Origin of the sequence: Streptococcus mitis SK575, from assembly GCF_000257865.1 — a bacterium.
GTDB lineage: Bacteria > Bacillota > Bacilli > Lactobacillales > Streptococcaceae > Streptococcus > Streptococcus mitis_CQ.
The window spans coordinates 30,267-49,125 of sequence record NZ_AICU01000079.1 but is presented as its reverse complement, the minus strand read 5'-3'; the positions used below and the strand labels follow the sequence as shown (position 1 = coordinate 49,125).

Genomic DNA, 18,859 nt, shown 5'->3' with positions numbered 1-18,859 from the left:
TTCTTTATGTTAGAATAAACTTACTATGAAAAAAATCATTTTAACTCTCTTAAGTCTATCCCTTATTGGATCAGCATCTACTGTTGCTGCCCAAGATTTTAATATTGCTGCTAAACATGCGATTGCTGTTGAGGCCAATACTGGTAAAATTCTCTATGAGAAAGATGCAACTCAACCTGTCGAAATTGCTTCTATAACAAAACTGCTTACCGTTTACCTGGTCTATGAAGCACTCGAAAATGGAAGTATCACACTATCCACCCCAGTAGATATTTCTGATTATCCTTATCAATTGACGACAAATTCTGAAGCCAGTAATGTTCCTATGGAGGCCCGTAATTATACTGTCGAAGAGTTGCTTGAAGCAACTCTGGTATCTAGTGCCAACAGCGCCGCTATTGCCCTAGCTGAGAAAATTGCTGGCTCTGAAAAAAACTTCGTTGATATGATGCGGGCCAAACTCCTGGAATGGGGAATCAAAGATGCCACGGTTGTCAATACAACTGGTCTGAACAACGAAACTCTCGGAGATAACATTTACCCAGGGTCTAATAAAGATGATGAAAATAAGCTCAGTGCTTATGATGTCGCTATCGTTGCCCGCAACCTCATCAAAAAATACCCACAAGTCTTGGAAATCACCAAAAAACCTTCTTCTACTTTTGCTGGAATGACAATTACTTCAACCAACTACATGTTAGAAGGTATGCCTGCTTACCGTGGTGGTTTTGATGGGCTAAAAACAGGAACAACAGATAAGGCTGGAGAGTCTTTTGTTGGTACTACTGTCGAAAAAGGCATGAGAGTCATCACAGTTGTTTTAAATGCAGATCATCAAGGTAATAATCCTTACGCTCGCTTCACAGCTACATCTTCACTAATGGATTATATCTCTTCTACATTCACACTTCGCAAAATCGTTCAACAAGGCGATGCCTATCAAGATAGCAAAGTCCCCGTACAAGATGGAAAAGAAGATACGGTAACTACAGTGGCCCCAGAGGATATCTATCTAATTGAACGTGTTGGGGGTCAATCTTCCCAATCTATTCAATTCACACCTGATTCTAAAGCAATCCTCGCACCACTTGAAGCTGGAACAGTGGTTGGCCATTTGACTTACGAAGACAAGGATTTGATTGGTCAAGGTTACATTACCACAGAACGTCCTAGTTTCGAAATGGTAGCAGAAAAGAAAGTTGAAAAAGCTTTCTTCTTAAAAGTTTGGTGGAATCAGTTTATCCGATTTATCAACGAGAAATTATAAAACATACTGAGCAAAAGATTGCTCTAAAATAGAAACAGACCAATAAGGCTTTAAAGTCAAAAACGCATAGTATCAGGCATTAAAAAACTTGATATTATGCGTTTTATTGTGGTAATATTTACTTCATTTTCTCCTAAAATTGAATTTTATCTCATTCTTTTTTGAGATATTTTATTCATTAGTTTAGGAAGACAATTACTAATTTCCGTTGGCAAGACCACATAATGTTCTTGAGATAGTTCTTGGGCTATGGCTGAATGAAGATGGGTCGCTACTATCACACGTTCATAGAGACTGGCCTGTCGAAATTGGCCTGCAAATCCTGCAATCATTCCAGCCAGTGTATCTCCCATTCCCCCAGTCGCCTGATAGGGACCGCCAACTTGTAACTGGTAATAATCAGATTGGCCAACTTGCCAAATACGAGTAGCTGGACCTTTCTCTACCAAAATTGTTCCTTGAGGAAAGGAAGTCAGGGCACTAGATGTTGTATCTTCCTTTTGTTTTTCAATAGCAATACCAGACAGCTTTTCCCATTCTTTTTGGTGGGGAGTTAGGATAAGCTGGTTAGATGGAAACGACAAACTTGTCCTAGCAAGGATGGTTAAGGCCCCTCCGTCTACAATCAAAATCTGATTCTGTTTTAAGCCAGCAAAAACCTGTTTTACTAGATTTTCTCCAAAAGTATCGTCTCGTAAACCAGGTCCCATTAAGACAACTTCTGCCTTCTCCAACTGCTCTTTTAACAATTGCTGGTCTTGAAGAGAAAAGGCCATAGCCTCAGGTAAATGACTGTGCAAAGCTGGGATATTTTCTCTATCTGTTCCAATAGTTACCAATCCTGCACCGCTTTTTACAGCTGCTAAAGCAGCCATGATGATGGCACCACCATAAGGATAAGTCCCACCCAGCAACAGCAGACGACCGTAGTCTCCTTTATGACTTGTACGAGAACGTTCAATAATGACTTTTTCTAGTAAGGTTTGATCAATCACTTTCATCTTTTTTCCTCTCGCATTTATTATACAACAAAAAGGAGGCGCATACCTCCTTTTATAAACTTATTTCTAAAATTTAATATTCATTTCTGCCATTTTAGATATAGCTATAGAAAATACACTCTCTTCAGCGATTTTTCTCTTATTTTCTATCCAATGTCCGAAGGGCTGCCTGATAGGTTTGCTCCATCAGCATAGTAATGGTCATAGGACCTACACCTCCAGGAACTGGCGTAATATGGCTAGCAAGTGGGGCAACTGCCTCATAATCAACATCCCCACAGAGCTTACCATTTTCATCGCGGTTCATCCCGACATCGATGACAACCGCACCAGGTTTTACAAAGTCAGCAGTCACAAACTTGGCACGACCGATTGCAACAACCAGAATATCTGCTTTAGCAGCTACCTTGGCAAGATTATGGGTGCGTGAATGGGTCAAAGTCACTGTAGCATTCTTTGCCAAAAGAAGCTGGGCCATGGGTTTTCCAACGATATTGGAACGACCGATGACGACCGCATTTTTACCTTCCAAGTCAATCCCATATTCATGAAACATTTCCATAATTCCTGCAGGTGTCGAAGGAATCATGACTGGATGACCAGACCAAAGGCGTCCCATATTTAGAGGATGGAAACCATCCACATCCTTTTCTGGGTCAATAGCCAATAGAACCGCCTCTTCATCAATGTGTTTTGGTAATGGCAACTGGACCAAAATCCCATGCCAAGCTGGATCCTGATTATATTTAGCAATCAAGTCTAACAATTCCTCTTGAGTAATAGTCTCTGGAACTCGCACTACTTCGCTACGGAAACTAGCCGCAAGAGCTGACCTCTCCTTGTTGCGAACATAGACTTGGCTGGCTGGATTGTCCCCAACCAAAATTACTACCAAACCAGGCACTAGTCCCGTTTCTTCCTTTAATTTTGCAGTCTTTTCAGCCAACTGCCCCTGCAATTTGGCCGCTAAAGCTTTCCCATCAATAATCTGTGTCATATCAATTCTCTTTTCTTTCAAATATCTTCCATTATACCAAAAACTGCCAGCACCCTCTAACACTTCTTTCCTAGGCTATCCTATAGTTTCAAACTATAAGAAAAAGCTCAGGTCGAGCTTTTCACTAATCTTGTCTTGAAATTTTAAAATAGATTATAAAACCTTACTCAAGAAGTCTTTAGTCCGTTGTTCTTGGGTTTGCTCAAAAATCTGCTCAGGTGTTCCGTCTTCAACAACCACACCGTCTGCCATAAAGATGACACGATCTGCCACCTCACGGGCAAATCCCATCTCATGTGTTACGATAACCATAGTCATTCCTGACTTGGCAAGGTCTTGCATAACAGCTAGAACTTCTCCAACCATCTCAGGGTCCAGGGCTGAAGTTGGCTCATCAAAGAGCAAAACATCTGGTTCCATAGCCAACCCACGAGCGATGGCAATCCGTTGTTGCTGGCCACCTGACAAACTCTGTGGATAAGCAGTTGCCTTATCTGGTAAACCAACTTTTTCCAAAAGTTCCTGAGCTCTCTTCTCAGCAACAGCCTTGCTTTCACCTTTGGTCTTGATAGGTGACAAGGTGATATTTTCCATCACAGTCATATTAGAAAAGAGGTTAAATTGTTGGAAAACCATGCCCATCTTCTCACGCATGGCAAAGAGGTCATTCTTCTTGTCCGTAATATCGACTCCCTCAAAGATAACCTTCCCCTTAGTCGCTTCTTCCAACAAATTCATAGAGCGAAGCAAGGTAGATTTCCCGCTCCCTGAAGGACCGATGATAACGACAACTTCTCCTCTTTTAATCTCGAGGTTGATGCCCTTCAATACTTCATTCTTTCCAAATGATTTATGTAAATTTTCAATTTTTATCAAGGTTTCTGTCATTATTTCTTATCTCCTTGTCCCATACGTTTTTCAAAAGCTTTCAAGGCTACGGTCAAAATAGAAGTCATAATCAAGTAGTAAAAGGCTGCAAATAAAAGTGGAGTCAGAGGTAGATAGGTTGTTGTAGAAACTGTTGTAGCCCCATTCCACAACTCCATAACACCAATAGCTGATAAGAGGGAACTATCCTTGATAATAGTGATAAATTCGTTTCCCAATGCTGGCAAAATATTTTTGATAGCTTGTGGCAAAATCACATAGCGCATCGCATTTTTAGGACGAATCCCTAAAGAATAGGCCGCCTCTAACTGACCCTTAGGAACTGCATTAATCCCAGCACGAACAGTCTCAGAAACATAAGCACCACTGTTCATAGAGATAATCAAAATCCCTGGAATCAGACGAGAAAGGTCAACACCCAAAATTCCAACCTGAATAGTCGGAGCATTGATGTGCATAAGGGCAAAGGCAATCATAATCTGAACCATCATTGGCGTCCCACGGAAAATCCAAACGTACAAGTTGGCGAGCCAAACAAGCGGTTTAAACTTTGATCGTTGCCCAAAAGCCAAGACAACCCCCAAAATAGTTCCCAAAAAGACAACACAGATAGAAATGAGAACCGTCACAACAGCCCCATAGTTAAAATAAGGTAAATACTTAGGTAAAAAAGAAAAATTCATAGTCACACTGCTTTCTAAAATAGAGTACTGTATGATTATAACATGTATTGAATTAAAATTCAAATCTTTTATCCAATTTATTTAAAAATCTTTAAACTAGCAGAATTAGCGAGAAATCTTAGTTTTTTCTAGTCAAGTTGGCCTCCTTTATGGTAAAATAGTAACGATAAGAAATGAAGGAGAATCAAAATGGAATCACATTTGGTTAGAATCATCAACCGCCTTGAAGCAATGGCAAAAGACGGCGGAAATTTAAAACGTAATTTTGAACGCGAAGGAGTTGTTGTTGCAGAAGTTGCATACAGCCACGACGAAGAAAACGGATCAATCTTTACCCTTCGTGATGTAGAAGCTCGCGAAACTTATACGTTTGACAGCATTGACTTGATTGCAATGGAGATTTACGAACTCCTCTACTAATGTAAAACAAGCTGGGATTGTCCCTGCATGTCTAACCAAAATCCTTTTTGTCTCACAAATAGGATTTTTTTTATAGTCCAAATTCATAAAAATTTTTATTGTAACAACTTCTCAAAGCTGCAATCTTTTTACTTGCTTTACACCCCAATCCTGTTATAATGAGAGTATAGAAATTTGACTATTTTTGACCTTTGAACAGGTCAGGCTAAAGAAAGAAATGAGGTAGATGTATGCTTTGTCAAAACTGTAAAATTAACGACTCAACAATTCATCTTTACACCAATCTCAATGGAAAACAAAAACAAATTGACCTCTGTCAAAACTGCTATAAGATTATCAAGACAGATCCTAACAATAGTCTCTTTAAAGGCATGACAGATTTGAACAATCGTGACTTTGATCCTTTTGGTGATTTCTTCAACGACCTAAACAATTTCAGACCTTCTAACAACACTCCTCCTACTCCCCCAACCCAATCAGGTGGAGGTTACGGTGGAAACGGTGGTTATGGTTCCCAAAATCGTGGATCTTCTCAAACTCCGCCTCCAAGCCAAGAAAAAGGCCTGCTGGAAGAATTTGGTATCAATGTAACTGAGATTGCTCGTCGTGGTGATATCGACCCCGTTATTGGACGCGATGATGAGATTATTCGTGTCATCGAAATTCTCAATCGCAGAACTAAGAATAATCCTGTTCTTATCGGTGAACCAGGTGTCGGAAAAACTGCCGTTGTCGAAGGTCTAGCTCAGAAAATCGTTGATGGCGACGTTCCACATAAACTCCAAGGTAAACAAGTCATCCGTCTGGATGTAGTTAGCCTAGTTCAAGGAACGGGTATCCGTGGACAATTTGAAGAACGCATGCAAAAACTCATGGAAGAAATTCGCAAACGTGAGGATATTATCCTCTTTATCGATGAAATCCATGAAATTGTCGGTGCTGGTTCTGCGGGCGATGGCAATATGGATGCAGGAAATATCCTCAAGCCAGCCCTTGCTCGTGGGGAACTGCAACTGGTCGGCGCTACTACTCTCAATGAATACCGTATCATTGAAAAGGATGCTGCCCTAGAGCGTCGTATGCAGCCTGTCAAAGTTGATGAACCAACAGTGGAAGAAACAATCACTATCCTCAAAGGAATTCAAAAGAAATACGAAGACTACCACCACGTTCAGTATACCGATGCTGCGATTGAAGCAGCTGCAACTCTTTCCAATCGTTACATCCAAGATCGCTTCTTACCTGACAAGGCCATTGACCTCCTAGATGAAGCTGGTTCTAAGATGAACTTGACCTTGAATTTTGTCGATCCTAAAGTGATTGATCAACGCTTGATTGAGGCTGAAAATCTCAAATCTCAAGCTACACGGGAGGAAGATTTTGAGAAAGCCGCCTATTTCCGCGACCAGATTGCCAAGTATAAGGAAATGCAAAAGAAAAAGGTCACAGACCAAGATACTCCTATCATCAGTGAGAAAACCATTGAGCACATTATCGAGCAGAAAACCAATATTCCTGTTGGCGATTTGAAAGAGAAAGAACAATCTCAACTTATCCATCTAGCTGAAGACCTCAAGTCTCATGTTATTGGGCAAGATGATGCTGTCGATAAAATTGCCAAGGCTATTCGCCGTAATCGTGTCGGTCTCGGTACGCCTAACCGCCCAATCGGAAGCTTCCTCTTCGTCGGACCAACTGGCGTCGGTAAGACAGAACTTTCCAAACAACTAGCCATTGAACTCTTTGGTTCTGCTGACAGTATGATACGCTTTGACATGAGCGAATACATGGAAAAACACAGCGTGGCTAAGTTGGTCGGCGCCCCTCCAGGTTATGTTGGCTACGATGAGGCTGGGCAATTAACTGAAAAAGTTCGACGCAATCCATATTCTCTCATCCTTCTCGATGAAGTAGAAAAAGCCCATCCAGATGTCATGCATATGTTCCTTCAGGTCTTGGACGATGGTCGTTTGACAGATGGGCAGGGGCGCACCGTTAGCTTCAAGGATGCCATCATTATCATGACCTCAAATGCAGGTACAGGTAAGGCAGAAGCCAGCGTTGGATTTGGAGCTGCTAGAGAAGGACGTACCAACTCTGTTCTTGGTGAACTCGGCAACTTCTTTAGCCCAGAGTTTATGAACCGTTTTGATGGCATTATCGAATTTAAGGCTCTCAGCAAGGATAACCTCCTTCAGATTGTCGAGCTCATGCTAGCAGACGTTAACAAGCGCCTTTCTAGCAACAATATTCATTTAGATGTAACTGAAAAGGTCAAGGAAAAATTAGTTGACCTCGGTTATGATCCAAAAATGGGAGCACGCCCACTTCGTCGTACTATTCAAGACTATATTGAGGACGCAATCACTGACTACTACCTTGAAAATCCAATCGAAAAAGACCTCAAGGCAGTTATGACCAGCAAGGGCAAGATTCAAATCAAATCTGCCAAAAAAGCAGAAGTTAAAACTTCTGAGACAGAAAAATAAATACTATAGAAAAGAAGTAGAAAATGAAAATTTTCTGCTTCTTTTTTACTAAAATAACTGTAATTTCTTGACAGCTTGCCCTTTGTCCATTATGATAATAATAACGATACTAGATAATGAGGAAAATGCAATGGCAAACCCAACTTTCGGAGAAAAAAAAGCGAATACAGACTATGTTTCACGCTATGGCGTATATGCAGTTATCCCTGATGCTGAACAAAAACAAATTGTTCTTGTTCAAGCACCCAATGGCGCTTGGTTCCTACCAGGTGGTGAAATTGAAGCTGGTGAGAACCATCAGGAAGCCCTAAAACGTGAATTGATTGAAGAGCTTGGCTTCACAGCTGAAATTGGTACTTATTATGGACAAGCTGACGAATATTTCTATTCTCGTCACCGTGACACCTACTACTACAATCCTGCCTACCTCTATGAAGCAACTTCTTTCAAAGAAGTGCAAAAGCCACTAGAAGACTTTAATCATATCGCCTGGTTCCCTATTGACGAGGCTATTGAAAATCTCAAACGTGGTAGCCATAAATGGGCAATCCAATCTTGGAAAAAACAGCATAAGATTGACTAAATCAAGCTACTTTATTCAAAAAGTGCTATAATAGAATTAGAAAATCGGAGGAAATGTTATGAAGCTTATCAATACGACAAACTCACACTCGCAACTTGTTAAAAGCCAGCTAGAAAGTACCGATGCAACCCTTGTTGAGGTCTATTCTGCGGGAAATACGGATGTTATTTTTACCCAAGCTCCGCTTCACTATGAAATCCTCATCTCAAACAAACACCGTGCTATTCGAGAGACTGAAATCGAAGCCATCCAAGAGTTTTTCTTGAAACGTAAAATTGATAAGGACTCTATTGATGAGGGCAATATCAAAACACTCTACTCAGAAAAATTAATTGGGATTTCGATTCCAATCAAATAAAATTTTGGAGAGATTAGAAAGCTATTGAACCTTATAGACCAAACATAGGTTCTGACTTGCTTTTTAAATTGTCTCCAATTTTTTATCTTGAGATCTTATCATACAAGATTTTATAGACAAATAATAAAAAAGATTTGATTCTGCTTCTCACACAATCAAATCTTTTTCTTTTATTAAAAACGAATCGTTTCACGTGTTTTCTCATACGAGGTAACAAAGCGGTTGGTTACACCAGGCTCTGCTACTTCCAATGCTTGAGAAATCTTGTCAAATGAAGCGTGGTAATCAAATTCTTTCTCAAAAATGTCCAAAGCTTCATTAAAGGCTTCTTGAATGCGCTCATCAAATGAGCGGTAACGGTTAGAATATTGTAAGAGTTGTTCTGTCAAGGTTGCATACTGAACAATATTATAAGTTTCCGTTTCTAAAGCTTCCATATCATTCGTTGCAATTTCAAGAATACGGTTAACTGATTCTATATTGACTAAGTTTTGCTCTAATTCAGCCATTAAATCTTCCGTATTATTACTTGCTGTAAAGAATAACTTCAAGAAAGTTTGTGGAATACCAGGTAGGTTCCGTTTTTCCATATATCTCTTGATTGTATGGAGACGATTAACATATACATTTGCCTTTTGACGTGCATTGATATCATCTTTCTCAATTCGTGCAAGACGCTCACTAACTGAAATCTGTTCATCTTCAATCTCTTTAAGATTTTCCTGTAAAGATTCAAGATTTTCTTCAAGAATTGAATATGCTTGAGTTGGTTCATCTTGATTTGAAGTTGCCTCAATAATAGCAGTCTCAAAGCTTTCTAATTCGGACTGTAAACGACGAACATGACTTGCATCCGATTCAGAAAGTAAATAACTTTTACTCAAACGCTCAATATCTTCTATCAATAAAGCATTATTTTCCTTCATGTGTTGAAGATAAGTAGGAAGTGTTGCTACTAAACCTTCTACTACTTTCTGTGCCGCAATTTCTCTTGTAAAGATATCATAAAGTGCATTAATCTCTTCTTGGATTTGAGTATTTTCGTACTCTGCATTATCCAATTCTAGTTTCGCAATATTCTCATGATTTTTCTTGAGAGCTTCATACAGTAGTTGGAAACGCGCTTCAATATCCGTTTCAGCAAAATGATAATTAGCATCTAAAAGCTTACGGTAGCCATCTTCTAAATCTTCCAGTTGATCAGGTAGATCTTTAGATAATGTTGCTACAATTGCTGGTATACGATCAACAATATGCGTTAAAGCCAAAATATGATTTTCAGCATTATCCAAAATCACAGCAGCTTCTACTGGGTCACCTGACGAATTTAAAGTTACAAACTGAGAAAACTCTGATTGGATATTTTCCAATTGTTTTTCAATTTCAGATAAACCTTGACCATATTCTTCAGAATGATCAGCAACTCGGTGTTGCAACTCTTCAAACAAGTCCAAGGTATGAAGAACACGTCCACTATTTTTAGACTCTTGTTTCTCCAAATCTGCCAAGGCATTGCGAATTGCCGCAATATCTTCTTCAATCAAGGTAATTTGACTCTCGATTTGATCAATTTGATGACTCGCTTTGAAAAAACGGAATGAGTTATTGTAACCTTCTGCCTCGAAAAGATTATTTTCGATATCGGCAAAAGAATTAAGAGATAAATCAACCCATTTTTGGTTCCATTCACGGAAAGTCACTTGACTTTGTCCAATCAAGTGCATATTTTTAACAGCTTCAACTTCATCATTAACTGGAAGATTGTAGAGCTCTTCTTTTTTCCCTTCTAAAATTGCTAATTTACTTTCATTACGTTTCCGTACATAAATTGCTATAGCGTATGAAATCAGCAATAAAATTGCAACTGCAATTATAAGATATATTACTAGACTACCAGACATATTAAACTCCTTTTTTACTTGAAACAATCGTAACGATTATATCATATTTTTTAGACCAAGGGAACTACTTCTCCCGATTTTTTAGACATCAAGTGTACTATAGACGGCATTTTCTTCGATAAACTCGCGACGAGGCTCTACTCGATCCCCCATCAACATATCAAAGATTTTATCTGCTTCTGCAGCATCGTCCACAGAAACTCTTGCCATCAAGCGATGTTCGGGATCCATGGTTGTTTCCCACAACTGGTGATCATCCATTTCACCCAAACCTTTATACCGCTGAATGGTTGGTTTGGCACGTCCTTCACTATGGCGGGCCAAGGCTTCTTGGAGTTTAATTTCTTGATCCGCTCCTGGCTGGATATATTCTTTAATCTCGCTTCCAACCTTGACACCATAGATTGGAGGTTGGGCAATATAAACATAACCAGCTTCTAGTATTGGTTTCATATAACGATAAATCAAGGTTAGAAGAAGAGTACGAATATGGGCTCCATCGACATCGGCATCGGTCATCAAAACGAGCTTTTGGTAACGGGCTTTTGAAACATCGAATTCTGCACCAAATCCAGTTCCCATCGCTGTGAAAAGACTACGAATTTCTTCATTAGCAAGAATCTTATCCATACTTGCTTTTTCAACGTTCAAAATCTTACCGCGGATTGGAAGAATTGCCTGGAACTCACGGTTACGACCAGATTTGGCTGACCCACCCGCTGAGTCTCCTTCGACAATGAAGAGTTCTGTTTCAGCAGGATTGTTAGAAGAACAGTCTGCTAGTTTCCCTGGAAGATTGGAAATTTCCAAACCAGATTTTTTACGAGTGACTTCACGCGCACGCTTGGCAGCAACACGAGCCTTGGCAGCCAAAATCCCTTTTTCCACGATGCGCTTGGCAATCTGTGGATTTTCCATAAGGAAATCAGAGAAGGCATCACTGAAAAGTCGATTGGTAATCTTGACCACTTCGCTATTCCCCAGTTTGGTCTTAGTTTGTCCTTCAAACTGTGGATTTGGGTGTTTAACTGAGATAACTGCAGTTAATCCTTCGCGAACATCTTCCCCTGTCAGGTTGTCTTCATTGTCTTTTAGTAACTTATTCTTACGAGCATAATCGTTGATGACACGTGTCAAGGCTGTACGGAAACCTTGTTCATGCGTTCCACCTTCATGGGTATGAATATTATTGGCGAAACTCATGACGTTTTCATGGTAACCCGTTGTATACTGCATGGCTACTTCAACTGTGATATCATCCATCTCACCGTCTGTATAGATTGGTGTATCAAAGATTACATCCTTGTTCTCGTTGATATATTCAACGTAACTAGCAATCCCACCTTCATAGTGGTAATGCTTGGTTTGTTCCAAACCTTCACGCTTATCTGTGATTGAAATTTGAAGACCGCGATTTAGAAAGGCCAACTCTTGAATCCGTTTATTTAGTTTATCAAAATCAAAGGTTGTTGTTTCAGTGAAAATCTCTGGGTCCGGCGTGAAGTGAACTGTTGTTCCGGTTTTATCCGTATCTCCAACCACCTCAAGGTCTGCGACAACATGACCACGACGGTATTCTTGGTAGTGAATCTTACCGTTTTTGTGGACATGAACATCTAATTGAGTGGAAAGGGCATTAACTACTGATGACCCTACTCCGTGAAGACCACCTGAAACCTTGTAGCCGCCACCGCCAAATTTTCCTCCAGCGTGAAGGACTGTAAAGACAGTCTCAACGGCAGGTCGACCTGTTTTTTCCTGAATATCGACTGGGATACCACGCCCATCATCAACAACTGTAATCGAATCATCAGGCTCAATAAAGACTTGAATATGGCTGGCAAATCCTGCCAAGGCCTCATCGATTGAGTTATCAACGATTTCCCAGACTAGATGGTGAAGACCTTCTTTTGAGGTTGACCCGATATACATCCCTGGACGCATACGAACAGCCTCTAGGCCCTCTAAAACTTGAATTTGACTGGCATCATAATCTTGTGCCTGCAGATTTTTGATTTCTTCTGTCATCTTATTCCTTTTTCTTACATGTCTAATACTTGTCTTAAATTCACGATACTAGTAAACAAGTGGGTAGCTAGTCCAGCAGCTTGACCTGCTTCGATATCAATCGGCCGGTCACCAATAACAATCCCTGAACTAATTTGATACTTTTCTCTTAAATAAATCATGGACTCAGGATTTGGCTTTCTCTTAAAGCCTGAGTTAGAAGTCACCACTTCTGTAAAATAAGCTGCTATAGAGGTTTTTTCTAAAATTTCCAAGACTTGATTATTTCGGTGAGAGACCAAAAAATGACGGCCACCTTGATTTGAGATATCTTTCAATAAATCAGAAACTCCATCAAATAAAATCGGATGTTCTAGCTCTCTGGCTTCATTTTCCTTATACTTTTCTAAAAAATTCTCTAAGTTGGGAGCGAATGTCTCAATCGCAAAATTAGTAGAAACCTTTAAAGCCTGATAGACACTATCATGGTCTTGTGTGATGCCATACAATGCCAATGTTTCAACAAATGCAGCTGTTGAAGTTTCGTAATTATCCAGTAAAGTTCCACCTAAATCCCAGATATAATCGTGATATTTCATACCCTTCATTATAGCATTTTTTTATGAAAAAAGCGATGATTTCCCTGAGTTTTCCACATAAAAAAACGAGAGGGTAACTCCCGTTTTATTGATTTTTACCAAAGACATCTCGATAGAGCATTCCTGTTCGTAAAGTCTCTGCGTCTCCTCCTAATTGCTCCACCAATTCGTAGGCAAAGGCAAGGGCTGTTGAGGGGCCTCGACTGGTTGTCAAATGACCATCTACCACTACTGTTTCCTTGACATATTGACCATCAAAGATTTGCTCTTGAACGCCGTCATAACAAGTGTACTGCTTGTTTTTCAATAGCCCTGCCTGATTGAGGGCAATTGGCGCCGCACAAATAGCTGCCAGTTTCTTCCCTTCTTGCTCGAAATTTTGCAATTCTTGAATTAAGGCCTGATTGTCACGCAAATGTGCAGAACCAGGCATCCCGCCAGGAAGGACAATCATGTCATAGTCTGATAAATCACCATCAAAGACACGATCTGCTCTTACTTGGATTGCATGCGAACCTGTCACTTGCTCTTCAAATCCTACCATATCACAAGTAATATTGGCACGACGCAAAACATCCACAACTGTCAAAGCTTCAATTTCTTCAAAGCCCTGAGCCAACATAACTGCTACTTTAACCATGATTTTCTCCTTATTTGATTTGTTTTAATACAACCTTTTTCCGCTTGAGTCGGACTTTTCCACTCTTTTCTTCAGCTAGGTTTGTCTGGTAACTCATCGATAAAAGCAAGCCAACACCAATCAAGTTACTGATAATAGCCGATCCTCCTTGCGAAATAAAAGGCAAGGGAATCCCAGTCAAAGGAAGCAAGCCCGTCACAGCGCCGATATTTTCAAAAATGTGGAAGAGCAACATCATAATCAAACCTGTAGAAATATAGGTGTAGAACTGGTTATTTGATTTAAGAGTAATCTTCAACATACGGTAAATCAGCATGAGATAAAGGGCAATAACAAGGACAGAGCCAATAAAGCCAAAATCTTCTGCAATGACCGTGAAAATCATATCCGACTCTCGAACTGGAATAAGCAGATTAGAAGCATTAAACCCTTGTCCAAATAAGCCACCGCTCCCAATGGCGATTTGTCCTTGAGCCTGCTGGTAAGTGGTTGTTTGGGCAAAGTCAAATGGATTGAGCCAAGCCAAGATACGATTGATTTGGTAGGTCGGCATCCCCAATTGATGGAGAAAAGCCCGGCCACCCTTACTGATAAAAATGGCTAAGAATCCAGCAACTCCTGTTACAGCAGTCACAAATACTGGAATAATAATTTTCCAAGAAACTCCTGATAGTAAGACGATTCCTGAGAAAATAGCTACAAAAACCAAAGCCGTCCCCAAGTCACTTTGAAGTGCCAAAAGAACTAGGACTGGAATGGTAAAGACAATCATCCAAAAAATTAATAAAAAGTCCAAAGGTACTGTACGTTGCCACTCCTTATGTTTCTTTGTAAATTGGACAATCACACGAGCCAACATGAGGATATAGGATATCTTCATAAATTCTGACGGTTGGAAGAGAGTAATTCCATTTATTGATACCCAGTTTTTGGCACCCGTTGATGCAACTAGGCTTGGATTATAAAAGACAATCGGCAAGACCATAAGTCCTAAGCCTAACATATATAGAAAAGGGGTCACTTTCCAAAGAAATTCTGTATTAAAGAGCATGACCACAAAACCAATCACAAGCCCCAAGGCGATCCAAGCAACCTGCTGCCCTAAAATGGGCAGAATATTGTTTGGATAATCATGACTAACAGCTATATAGATAGCCACCACACCAATAACCAGTAGAAAAAATACTGGCAATAGCAAACTATAATCGACTCTAGAGTCGAGAGAACGTTTCATATACACTAACCTTATACTTTCATACAATACTATTTATCAAAGTTCATTTAAAAATTTATCAACAGCCTCATCAACTTCGGATCGAGAAACGGTTTTAACAGTCGCTTCTTTTGCTAGAGAAGTCACTATTTGCTTGCCATATCGTTTTCCGACAATTCTCCTATCCAAAATAAGAGTTAAGGAACGTTGGTGTTCGCGTCTCATACTTCTTCCTAAAGCCTGTTTTAAACGAATAATGGCCATTGGCAATTGATAATCATAAAAGGCATTTTTCCCTTCTTGAATTAGTTCCTGATTAATCTTTTTCGTCAAGGGCTCTTGAGGATTTTGGAAAGGAAGTCTTGGTACAACTTGAATCACAAAAGGATGACTTGAAAAATCAACTCCCTCCCAGAAACTTGCTGCACCAAGCAGGATTTGTTGTTCTCCTTTTTCAAAGCGTTTCTTCAGTTGATGAACATCGCCATTTTTATACTGGGCCAGATGGCTAACTGGAAGTAAATCCGATACTGCTAGAAGCATGTCTTTAGCAGTAAAGAGAACTAAAATCGGTTGCTGGAAAGCTTGAACATCCATCAGCAAATCAGATACCTCTTTGGCGTAGACTTCTAAGGAGGTTTCTGTTACTAGAGGAAAATCTTTGACCAAGACCACTTCTTGATCCTGTTTTTTACCAGCTTCAATCTTAACAAATTTAGCTTCAGGATACCCCAAAAGTTCTGCCAAAGTAACTCTTTGACTAATCTCAAGAGTGGCCGACACTCCCAAGACTTGACATGAATCAGGCACTAAGGAAGATAGAAGAATACGGCCTGATTTCGTAGAAGAAATCTGAATTTTCTTTTGACTCGTTTCAGTTGCTTCAAGCCAGTAATCACCTTCAGCCGTAAAATAGCGAACCAACTCCTCAAAACCTTCTACTTCTAATTCTGAAAAATACTGGTGGAGATTGGTCAGAGAATCTAAGATATTTTTCCTAGATTTGCCAGACTGAAATTGTTCTATCAAGTAGAGGCACTCAAAGCGAATACTTTCTAGTATTCGTTGTTGAACCTTATTTTGCTCCTCCAGTAAAGCCTTATCAAGCAAATCGATAATAGACTGGATATCGTAGGTCTCTTGAAGCAGATTTTCTAGAGCCAACAAGATCTTTTGAACTTCATCAATAATCAATAAACGGTCACTGACAAATTCAGGATTATCTTCAAGTCTGGTTACAAGATAGGCATGATTGGTCACTAAAAGCTTGCAGGTTTGTGCCCTTTCTTGACTACGTTTCCAAAAATCTTCCGTCACAAATAAGCTCTTGGATGATAAATTCCCGTCATGACGAAGATCTGTCAGAAAATGTTGGTAACGGTAGAGTTGCCCAATTTCATCCAAATCTCCTGTCTCTGTCTCAGTCAACCAGACCAAGAGTTGCATTTTAAAACGTCTAAATAAGCGATTTTCATCATTTTCCTGCAAGGAACGATAAAAGGCATCCAACTTCAGATAATTGTGCGGTCCCTTTAAACTATGAATATCTATATGGAACACATCCTTAAGACGTTTACCTTCTTCTTCCACGATCTGATTTTGAAGAATCTTTGTCGGAACGCTAAGGACAATCTGACGATTTTCCACTTGGGACAAAGCAGGTAAGAGATAGCCATAGGTTTTCCCAATCCCAGTCGGCGCTTGAATTAATGATACAGGCTCATCTTTCAATAGCAAGCTAATCTCTTTAGCAAAACTTTCTTGTTCCTCCCTCACTTCAAGGTTCAACAGAGAAATATTTTTAGAAAAATCTTGGGATAGTTTTCGTGGCTTCAGGGTAGCTCCAGTTTTCTTGAAATATAGTCCTTGAACTTGGACCAAATCTGAAGAATTCAGGATAGATTGGTTGCGATAAATTTCCTCAATAACCAAGTAGGACTCATATAAGAGAGCATCAGCCATTTCCAGCAAGCGTTCCAAGAGACCTTTAGGAAGCTGGGCCATCTTTTTCCGTAGAAATAAGAGTAATTCCGCAGTAGCTTGGGCATCTGAAAGGGCTGTATGAGCATGTTTTAGAGGAATTCCTAATTCTCGACACAAAATCGGCAAACTATATTTTTCCAGTTCAGGGAAAAAGACCTGGGCCAATTCGACCGTGTCAACACGAGGATTTCTTAGTTCATAGCCTTCAAAAAATAAATTTTCCGCCAAGAGATTGGCATCAAACTGAACATTATGGGCTACAAAAATCCCATCCTCCACCAAGTCAAAGATTTTTCTAGCAACTTGCGAAAAATCAGGTGCTTGCGCCAGACGTTGGTCTGTCAATCCTGTCAGTTCTTTGATATGAGCATCCAAGGGTTCATGTGGATTGACATCCGTCGTATAGTGATCGACGATTTTTCCATCCTCAATCACGACAATTCCCACTTGGATAATTTTAGCCTTACTACCTGTGCTAGTTGCCTCTAAATCCACCACAACATAGCGATTACCAATCGTTTTCATTATAAAAAATTATACCAAAAAAAGGGCCATTTGGCACCTGCAAACATAGGATAATTTTCAAACTCAAGAAGCTTACTTTTCTTAAAAATCTCAGCAAACAGAGCATTCTAGACTACTTATTTTTTGAAAATATTGGAGAATAAGAAAAATTGAGAGAAGAAATGTTTGCATCTTCCTTCTCTCAACGAATCATTTACTTTATTTAACCATGTCAGGATCGTAGTCATAAAATCCTGTATCAAGGAAACGGTTTTTAGGGTGTAACTTGCGCACTTCTTCATCTAGCAAGAAGGCTTGGTCATGGCTAAAGTTCCCCTCTTGAATCAAGCTACGCGCTTGGATAAAGAGTTTTGCAATCTCAACAAAGTTCTGACCAGGTGTATAGAGACCTTCTAATTTCCAGTGAGTAAAACCATGCTCTACCAATTCTGTCAATTTGGTCATCAAATCAAGGTCATTGTTGGCAAAAATGTGGGTTCCATGATTGTCTTCAAAAATGGAATAGTGGCTCTCTGGGTCACTTGGCTCAGCCAAGAAAAGGTCACGCTTGCGAGTCTTTTCATCATCGATGTGCGTAAAGTTATAGTAATTTTGCAAGAGCGGACGTTTAGAATGATGGATAACGCTAGCTCCGTAAACCAACACTTCAGCAGGAATTTCCAAAATCTCTGGCATTTTGAAGAGTTCAGCTGATGGAATTTCACGCGCCAAAACAGCCTCAGATGCGCCAGCCTTTTGTCCCCAGAAGTTAATCTGACGACTGCTAGTTACCATAGTTGAGGCATCATAGATGGTTTTAAAGGAATAACCATCGCGGTTGACCACATAAAAGACACCTGCATCCCCAATCGTAATGTAATCTGTCTTGATTTCTTCCAAGAAGTCCAGGAAGGGCTTGATATGGTCCATCATATCTTGGTGCATGAGGGCATTAACTGCAACAATCAATTCCTTACCTGCTTCATGAACCAACTTAGCAATTTCACGCAATTGGTCATGACTAAAAGTTGTTGGCAGACGAAGGCCAAAATCTTTCTCACCAACATAGATACGATCTACGCCAACTTCGAGCAGTTGTTTAACTTGTTCAATACTTTCAGCAGTTGCTGTAATGATAATCTTTTCCATAAGAAAAATTATACCACATTTCTCCAAAATCAGCCAAGACTTATCAGAATTTTACAAATAGGAATTATTTCAGTAACTTCCACTTGCCTGACCAAAGTGGAAATTAGTCTAATACTCTTCAAACCACGCCAGCTTTATCTGCAACCTCAAAGTGGTGCTTTGAGCAACCTGAGGCTA

At 39.9% G+C, this 18,859-nt stretch carries 16 protein-coding genes; 5 read left to right on the top strand and 11 right to left on the bottom strand.

Annotated elements, in window-relative coordinates:
* Positions 1-25 precede the first annotated feature (25 nt).
* Positions 26-1,267 carry a D-alanyl-D-alanine carboxypeptidase PBP3 gene (gene pbp3 / locus HMPREF1048_RS10290; protein WP_000720653.1) on the top strand — a complete coding sequence of 414 codons (1,242 nt, stop codon included), beginning with the start codon at positions 26-28 and terminating at the stop codon, positions 1,265-1,267.
* A 146-nt stretch (positions 1,268-1,413) separates the two neighbouring features.
* Here the strand turns inward: pbp3 and HMPREF1048_RS10285 are convergent, their stop codons facing one another.
* The 4 genes from HMPREF1048_RS10285 to HMPREF1048_RS10270 all read right to left on the bottom strand — a co-directional run bounded on the left by HMPREF1048_RS10285 (position 1,414) and on the right by HMPREF1048_RS10270 (position 4,836).
* A complete protein-coding gene (locus tag HMPREF1048_RS10285) occupies positions 1,414-2,268 on the bottom strand; it encodes an NAD(P)H-hydrate dehydratase (RefSeq protein WP_000863092.1) in 855 nt (284 codons plus the stop codon).
* A 139-nt stretch (positions 2,269-2,407) separates the two neighbouring features.
* Complete coding sequence (locus HMPREF1048_RS10280; protein WP_025171944.1) at positions 2,408-3,265, bottom strand: bifunctional methylenetetrahydrofolate dehydrogenase/methenyltetrahydrofolate cyclohydrolase; 858 nt, start codon at positions 3,263-3,265, stop codon at positions 2,408-2,410.
* A 153-nt stretch (positions 3,266-3,418) separates the two neighbouring features.
* Positions 3,419-4,153 carry an amino acid ABC transporter ATP-binding protein gene (locus HMPREF1048_RS10275; RefSeq protein ID WP_000140963.1) on the bottom strand — a complete coding sequence of 245 codons (735 nt, stop codon included), beginning with the start codon at positions 4,151-4,153 and terminating at the stop codon, positions 3,419-3,421.
* A complete protein-coding gene (locus HMPREF1048_RS10270) occupies positions 4,153-4,836 on the bottom strand; it encodes an amino acid ABC transporter permease (protein ID WP_001011642.1) in 684 nt (227 codons plus the stop codon). The genes HMPREF1048_RS10275 and HMPREF1048_RS10270 overlap by 1 nt, the downstream gene beginning before the upstream one ends.
* A 189-nt stretch (positions 4,837-5,025) precedes the next feature.
* Here HMPREF1048_RS10270 and HMPREF1048_RS10265 point away from each other — a divergent pair, with 189 nt between their 5' ends.
* From HMPREF1048_RS10265 to HMPREF1048_RS10250, 4 genes are all read left to right on the top strand, one after another.
* The gene (locus tag HMPREF1048_RS10265; protein WP_000443570.1) at positions 5,026-5,256 is read left to right on the top strand and encodes a DUF1797 family protein; all 231 of its coding nucleotides are present in this window, start codon (positions 5,026-5,028) and stop codon (positions 5,254-5,256) included.
* Positions 5,257-5,486: 230 nt separating this feature from the next.
* Positions 5,487-7,745: an ATP-dependent Clp protease ATP-binding subunit gene (locus tag HMPREF1048_RS10260; RefSeq protein ID WP_000882506.1), complete on the top strand. Its 2,259-nt coding sequence runs from the start codon at positions 5,487-5,489 to the stop codon at positions 7,743-7,745.
* Positions 7,746-7,875: 130 nt separating this feature from the next.
* The gene (locus HMPREF1048_RS10255; RefSeq protein WP_000013084.1) at positions 7,876-8,328 is read left to right on the top strand and encodes an NUDIX hydrolase; all 453 of its coding nucleotides are present in this window, start codon (positions 7,876-7,878) and stop codon (positions 8,326-8,328) included.
* Positions 8,329-8,386: 58 nt separating this feature from the next.
* Positions 8,387-8,686 carry a DUF1827 family protein gene (locus tag HMPREF1048_RS10250; protein WP_000767199.1) on the top strand — a complete coding sequence of 100 codons (300 nt, stop codon included), beginning with the start codon at positions 8,387-8,389 and terminating at the stop codon, positions 8,684-8,686.
* Positions 8,687-8,859: 173 nt separating this feature from the next.
* On the opposite strand, the gene ezrA is transcribed toward HMPREF1048_RS10250, so the two are convergent.
* The 7 genes from ezrA to HMPREF1048_RS10215 form a co-directional block, all read right to left on the bottom strand.
* Entirely contained in the window at positions 8,860-10,587 is a 1,728-nt protein-coding gene (gene ezrA, locus HMPREF1048_RS10245) for a septation ring formation regulator EzrA (protein WP_000016888.1), read from the bottom strand.
* Between the two features lie 81 nt (positions 10,588-10,668).
* On the bottom strand, positions 10,669-12,615 hold the full coding sequence (gyrB, locus tag HMPREF1048_RS10240) for a DNA topoisomerase (ATP-hydrolyzing) subunit B (protein ID WP_000134040.1): 1,947 nt from the start codon (positions 12,613-12,615) through the stop codon (positions 10,669-10,671).
* A 14-nt stretch (positions 12,616-12,629) separates the two neighbouring features.
* The gene (locus tag HMPREF1048_RS10235; RefSeq protein ID WP_004249171.1) at positions 12,630-13,193 is read right to left on the bottom strand and encodes an HAD family hydrolase; all 564 of its coding nucleotides are present in this window, start codon (positions 13,191-13,193) and stop codon (positions 12,630-12,632) included.
* An 85-nt stretch (positions 13,194-13,278) separates the two neighbouring features.
* Positions 13,279-13,833 (bottom strand): DJ-1 family glyoxalase III, encoded by a 555-nt coding sequence (locus HMPREF1048_RS10230; protein WP_000241403.1) that lies wholly within the window; start codon positions 13,831-13,833, stop codon positions 13,279-13,281.
* A gap of 10 nt (positions 13,834-13,843) precedes the next feature.
* Positions 13,844-15,067 (bottom strand): FtsW/RodA/SpoVE family cell cycle protein, encoded by a 1,224-nt coding sequence (locus HMPREF1048_RS10225; RefSeq protein WP_000830668.1) that lies wholly within the window; start codon positions 15,065-15,067, stop codon positions 13,844-13,846.
* Between the two features lie 36 nt (positions 15,068-15,103).
* Entirely contained in the window at positions 15,104-17,554 is a 2,451-nt protein-coding gene (locus tag HMPREF1048_RS10220) for a bifunctional DnaQ family exonuclease/ATP-dependent helicase (protein WP_000848732.1), read from the bottom strand.
* A gap of 198 nt (positions 17,555-17,752) precedes the next feature.
* Complete coding sequence (locus tag HMPREF1048_RS10215) at positions 17,753-18,682, bottom strand: peptidase U32 family protein (protein ID WP_000411193.1); 930 nt, start codon at positions 18,680-18,682, stop codon at positions 17,753-17,755.
* Positions 18,683-18,859 lie beyond the last annotated feature (177 nt).

Coding starts and splice junctions, on each gene's coding strand:
- pbp3 (WP_000720653.1), top strand. CDS start 26: ATGAAAAAAATCATTTTAACTCTCTTAAGTCTATCCCTTATTGGATCA.
- HMPREF1048_RS10285 (WP_000863092.1), bottom strand. CDS start 2,268: ATGAAAGTGATTGATCAAACCTTACTAGAAAAAGTCATTATTGAACGT.
- HMPREF1048_RS10280 (WP_025171944.1), bottom strand. CDS start 3,265: ATGACACAGATTATTGATGGGAAAGCTTTAGCGGCCAAATTGCAGGGG.
- HMPREF1048_RS10275 (WP_000140963.1), bottom strand. CDS start 4,153: ATGACAGAAACCTTGATAAAAATTGAAAATTTACATAAATCATTTGGA.
- HMPREF1048_RS10270 (WP_001011642.1), bottom strand. CDS start 4,836: ATGAATTTTTCTTTTTTACCTAAGTATTTACCTTATTTTAACTATGGG.
- HMPREF1048_RS10265 (WP_000443570.1), top strand. CDS start 5,026: ATGGAATCACATTTGGTTAGAATCATCAACCGCCTTGAAGCAATGGCA.
- HMPREF1048_RS10260 (WP_000882506.1), top strand. CDS start 5,487: ATGCTTTGTCAAAACTGTAAAATTAACGACTCAACAATTCATCTTTAC.
- HMPREF1048_RS10255 (WP_000013084.1), top strand. CDS start 7,876: ATGGCAAACCCAACTTTCGGAGAAAAAAAAGCGAATACAGACTATGTT.
- HMPREF1048_RS10250 (WP_000767199.1), top strand. CDS start 8,387: ATGAAGCTTATCAATACGACAAACTCACACTCGCAACTTGTTAAAAGC.
- ezrA (WP_000016888.1), bottom strand. CDS start 10,587: ATGTCTGGTAGTCTAGTAATATATCTTATAATTGCAGTTGCAATTTTA.
- gyrB (WP_000134040.1), bottom strand. CDS start 12,615: ATGACAGAAGAAATCAAAAATCTGCAGGCACAAGATTATGATGCCAGT.
- HMPREF1048_RS10235 (WP_004249171.1), bottom strand. CDS start 13,193: ATGAAATATCACGATTATATCTGGGATTTAGGTGGAACTTTACTGGAT.
- HMPREF1048_RS10230 (WP_000241403.1), bottom strand. CDS start 13,833: ATGGTTAAAGTAGCAGTTATGTTGGCTCAGGGCTTTGAAGAAATTGAA.
- HMPREF1048_RS10225 (WP_000830668.1), bottom strand. CDS start 15,067: ATGAAACGTTCTCTCGACTCTAGAGTCGATTATAGTTTGCTATTGCCA.
- HMPREF1048_RS10220 (WP_000848732.1), bottom strand. CDS start 17,554: ATGAAAACGATTGGTAATCGCTATGTTGTGGTGGATTTAGAGGCAACT.
- HMPREF1048_RS10215 (WP_000411193.1), bottom strand. CDS start 18,682: ATGGAAAAGATTATCATTACAGCAACTGCTGAAAGTATTGAACAAGTT.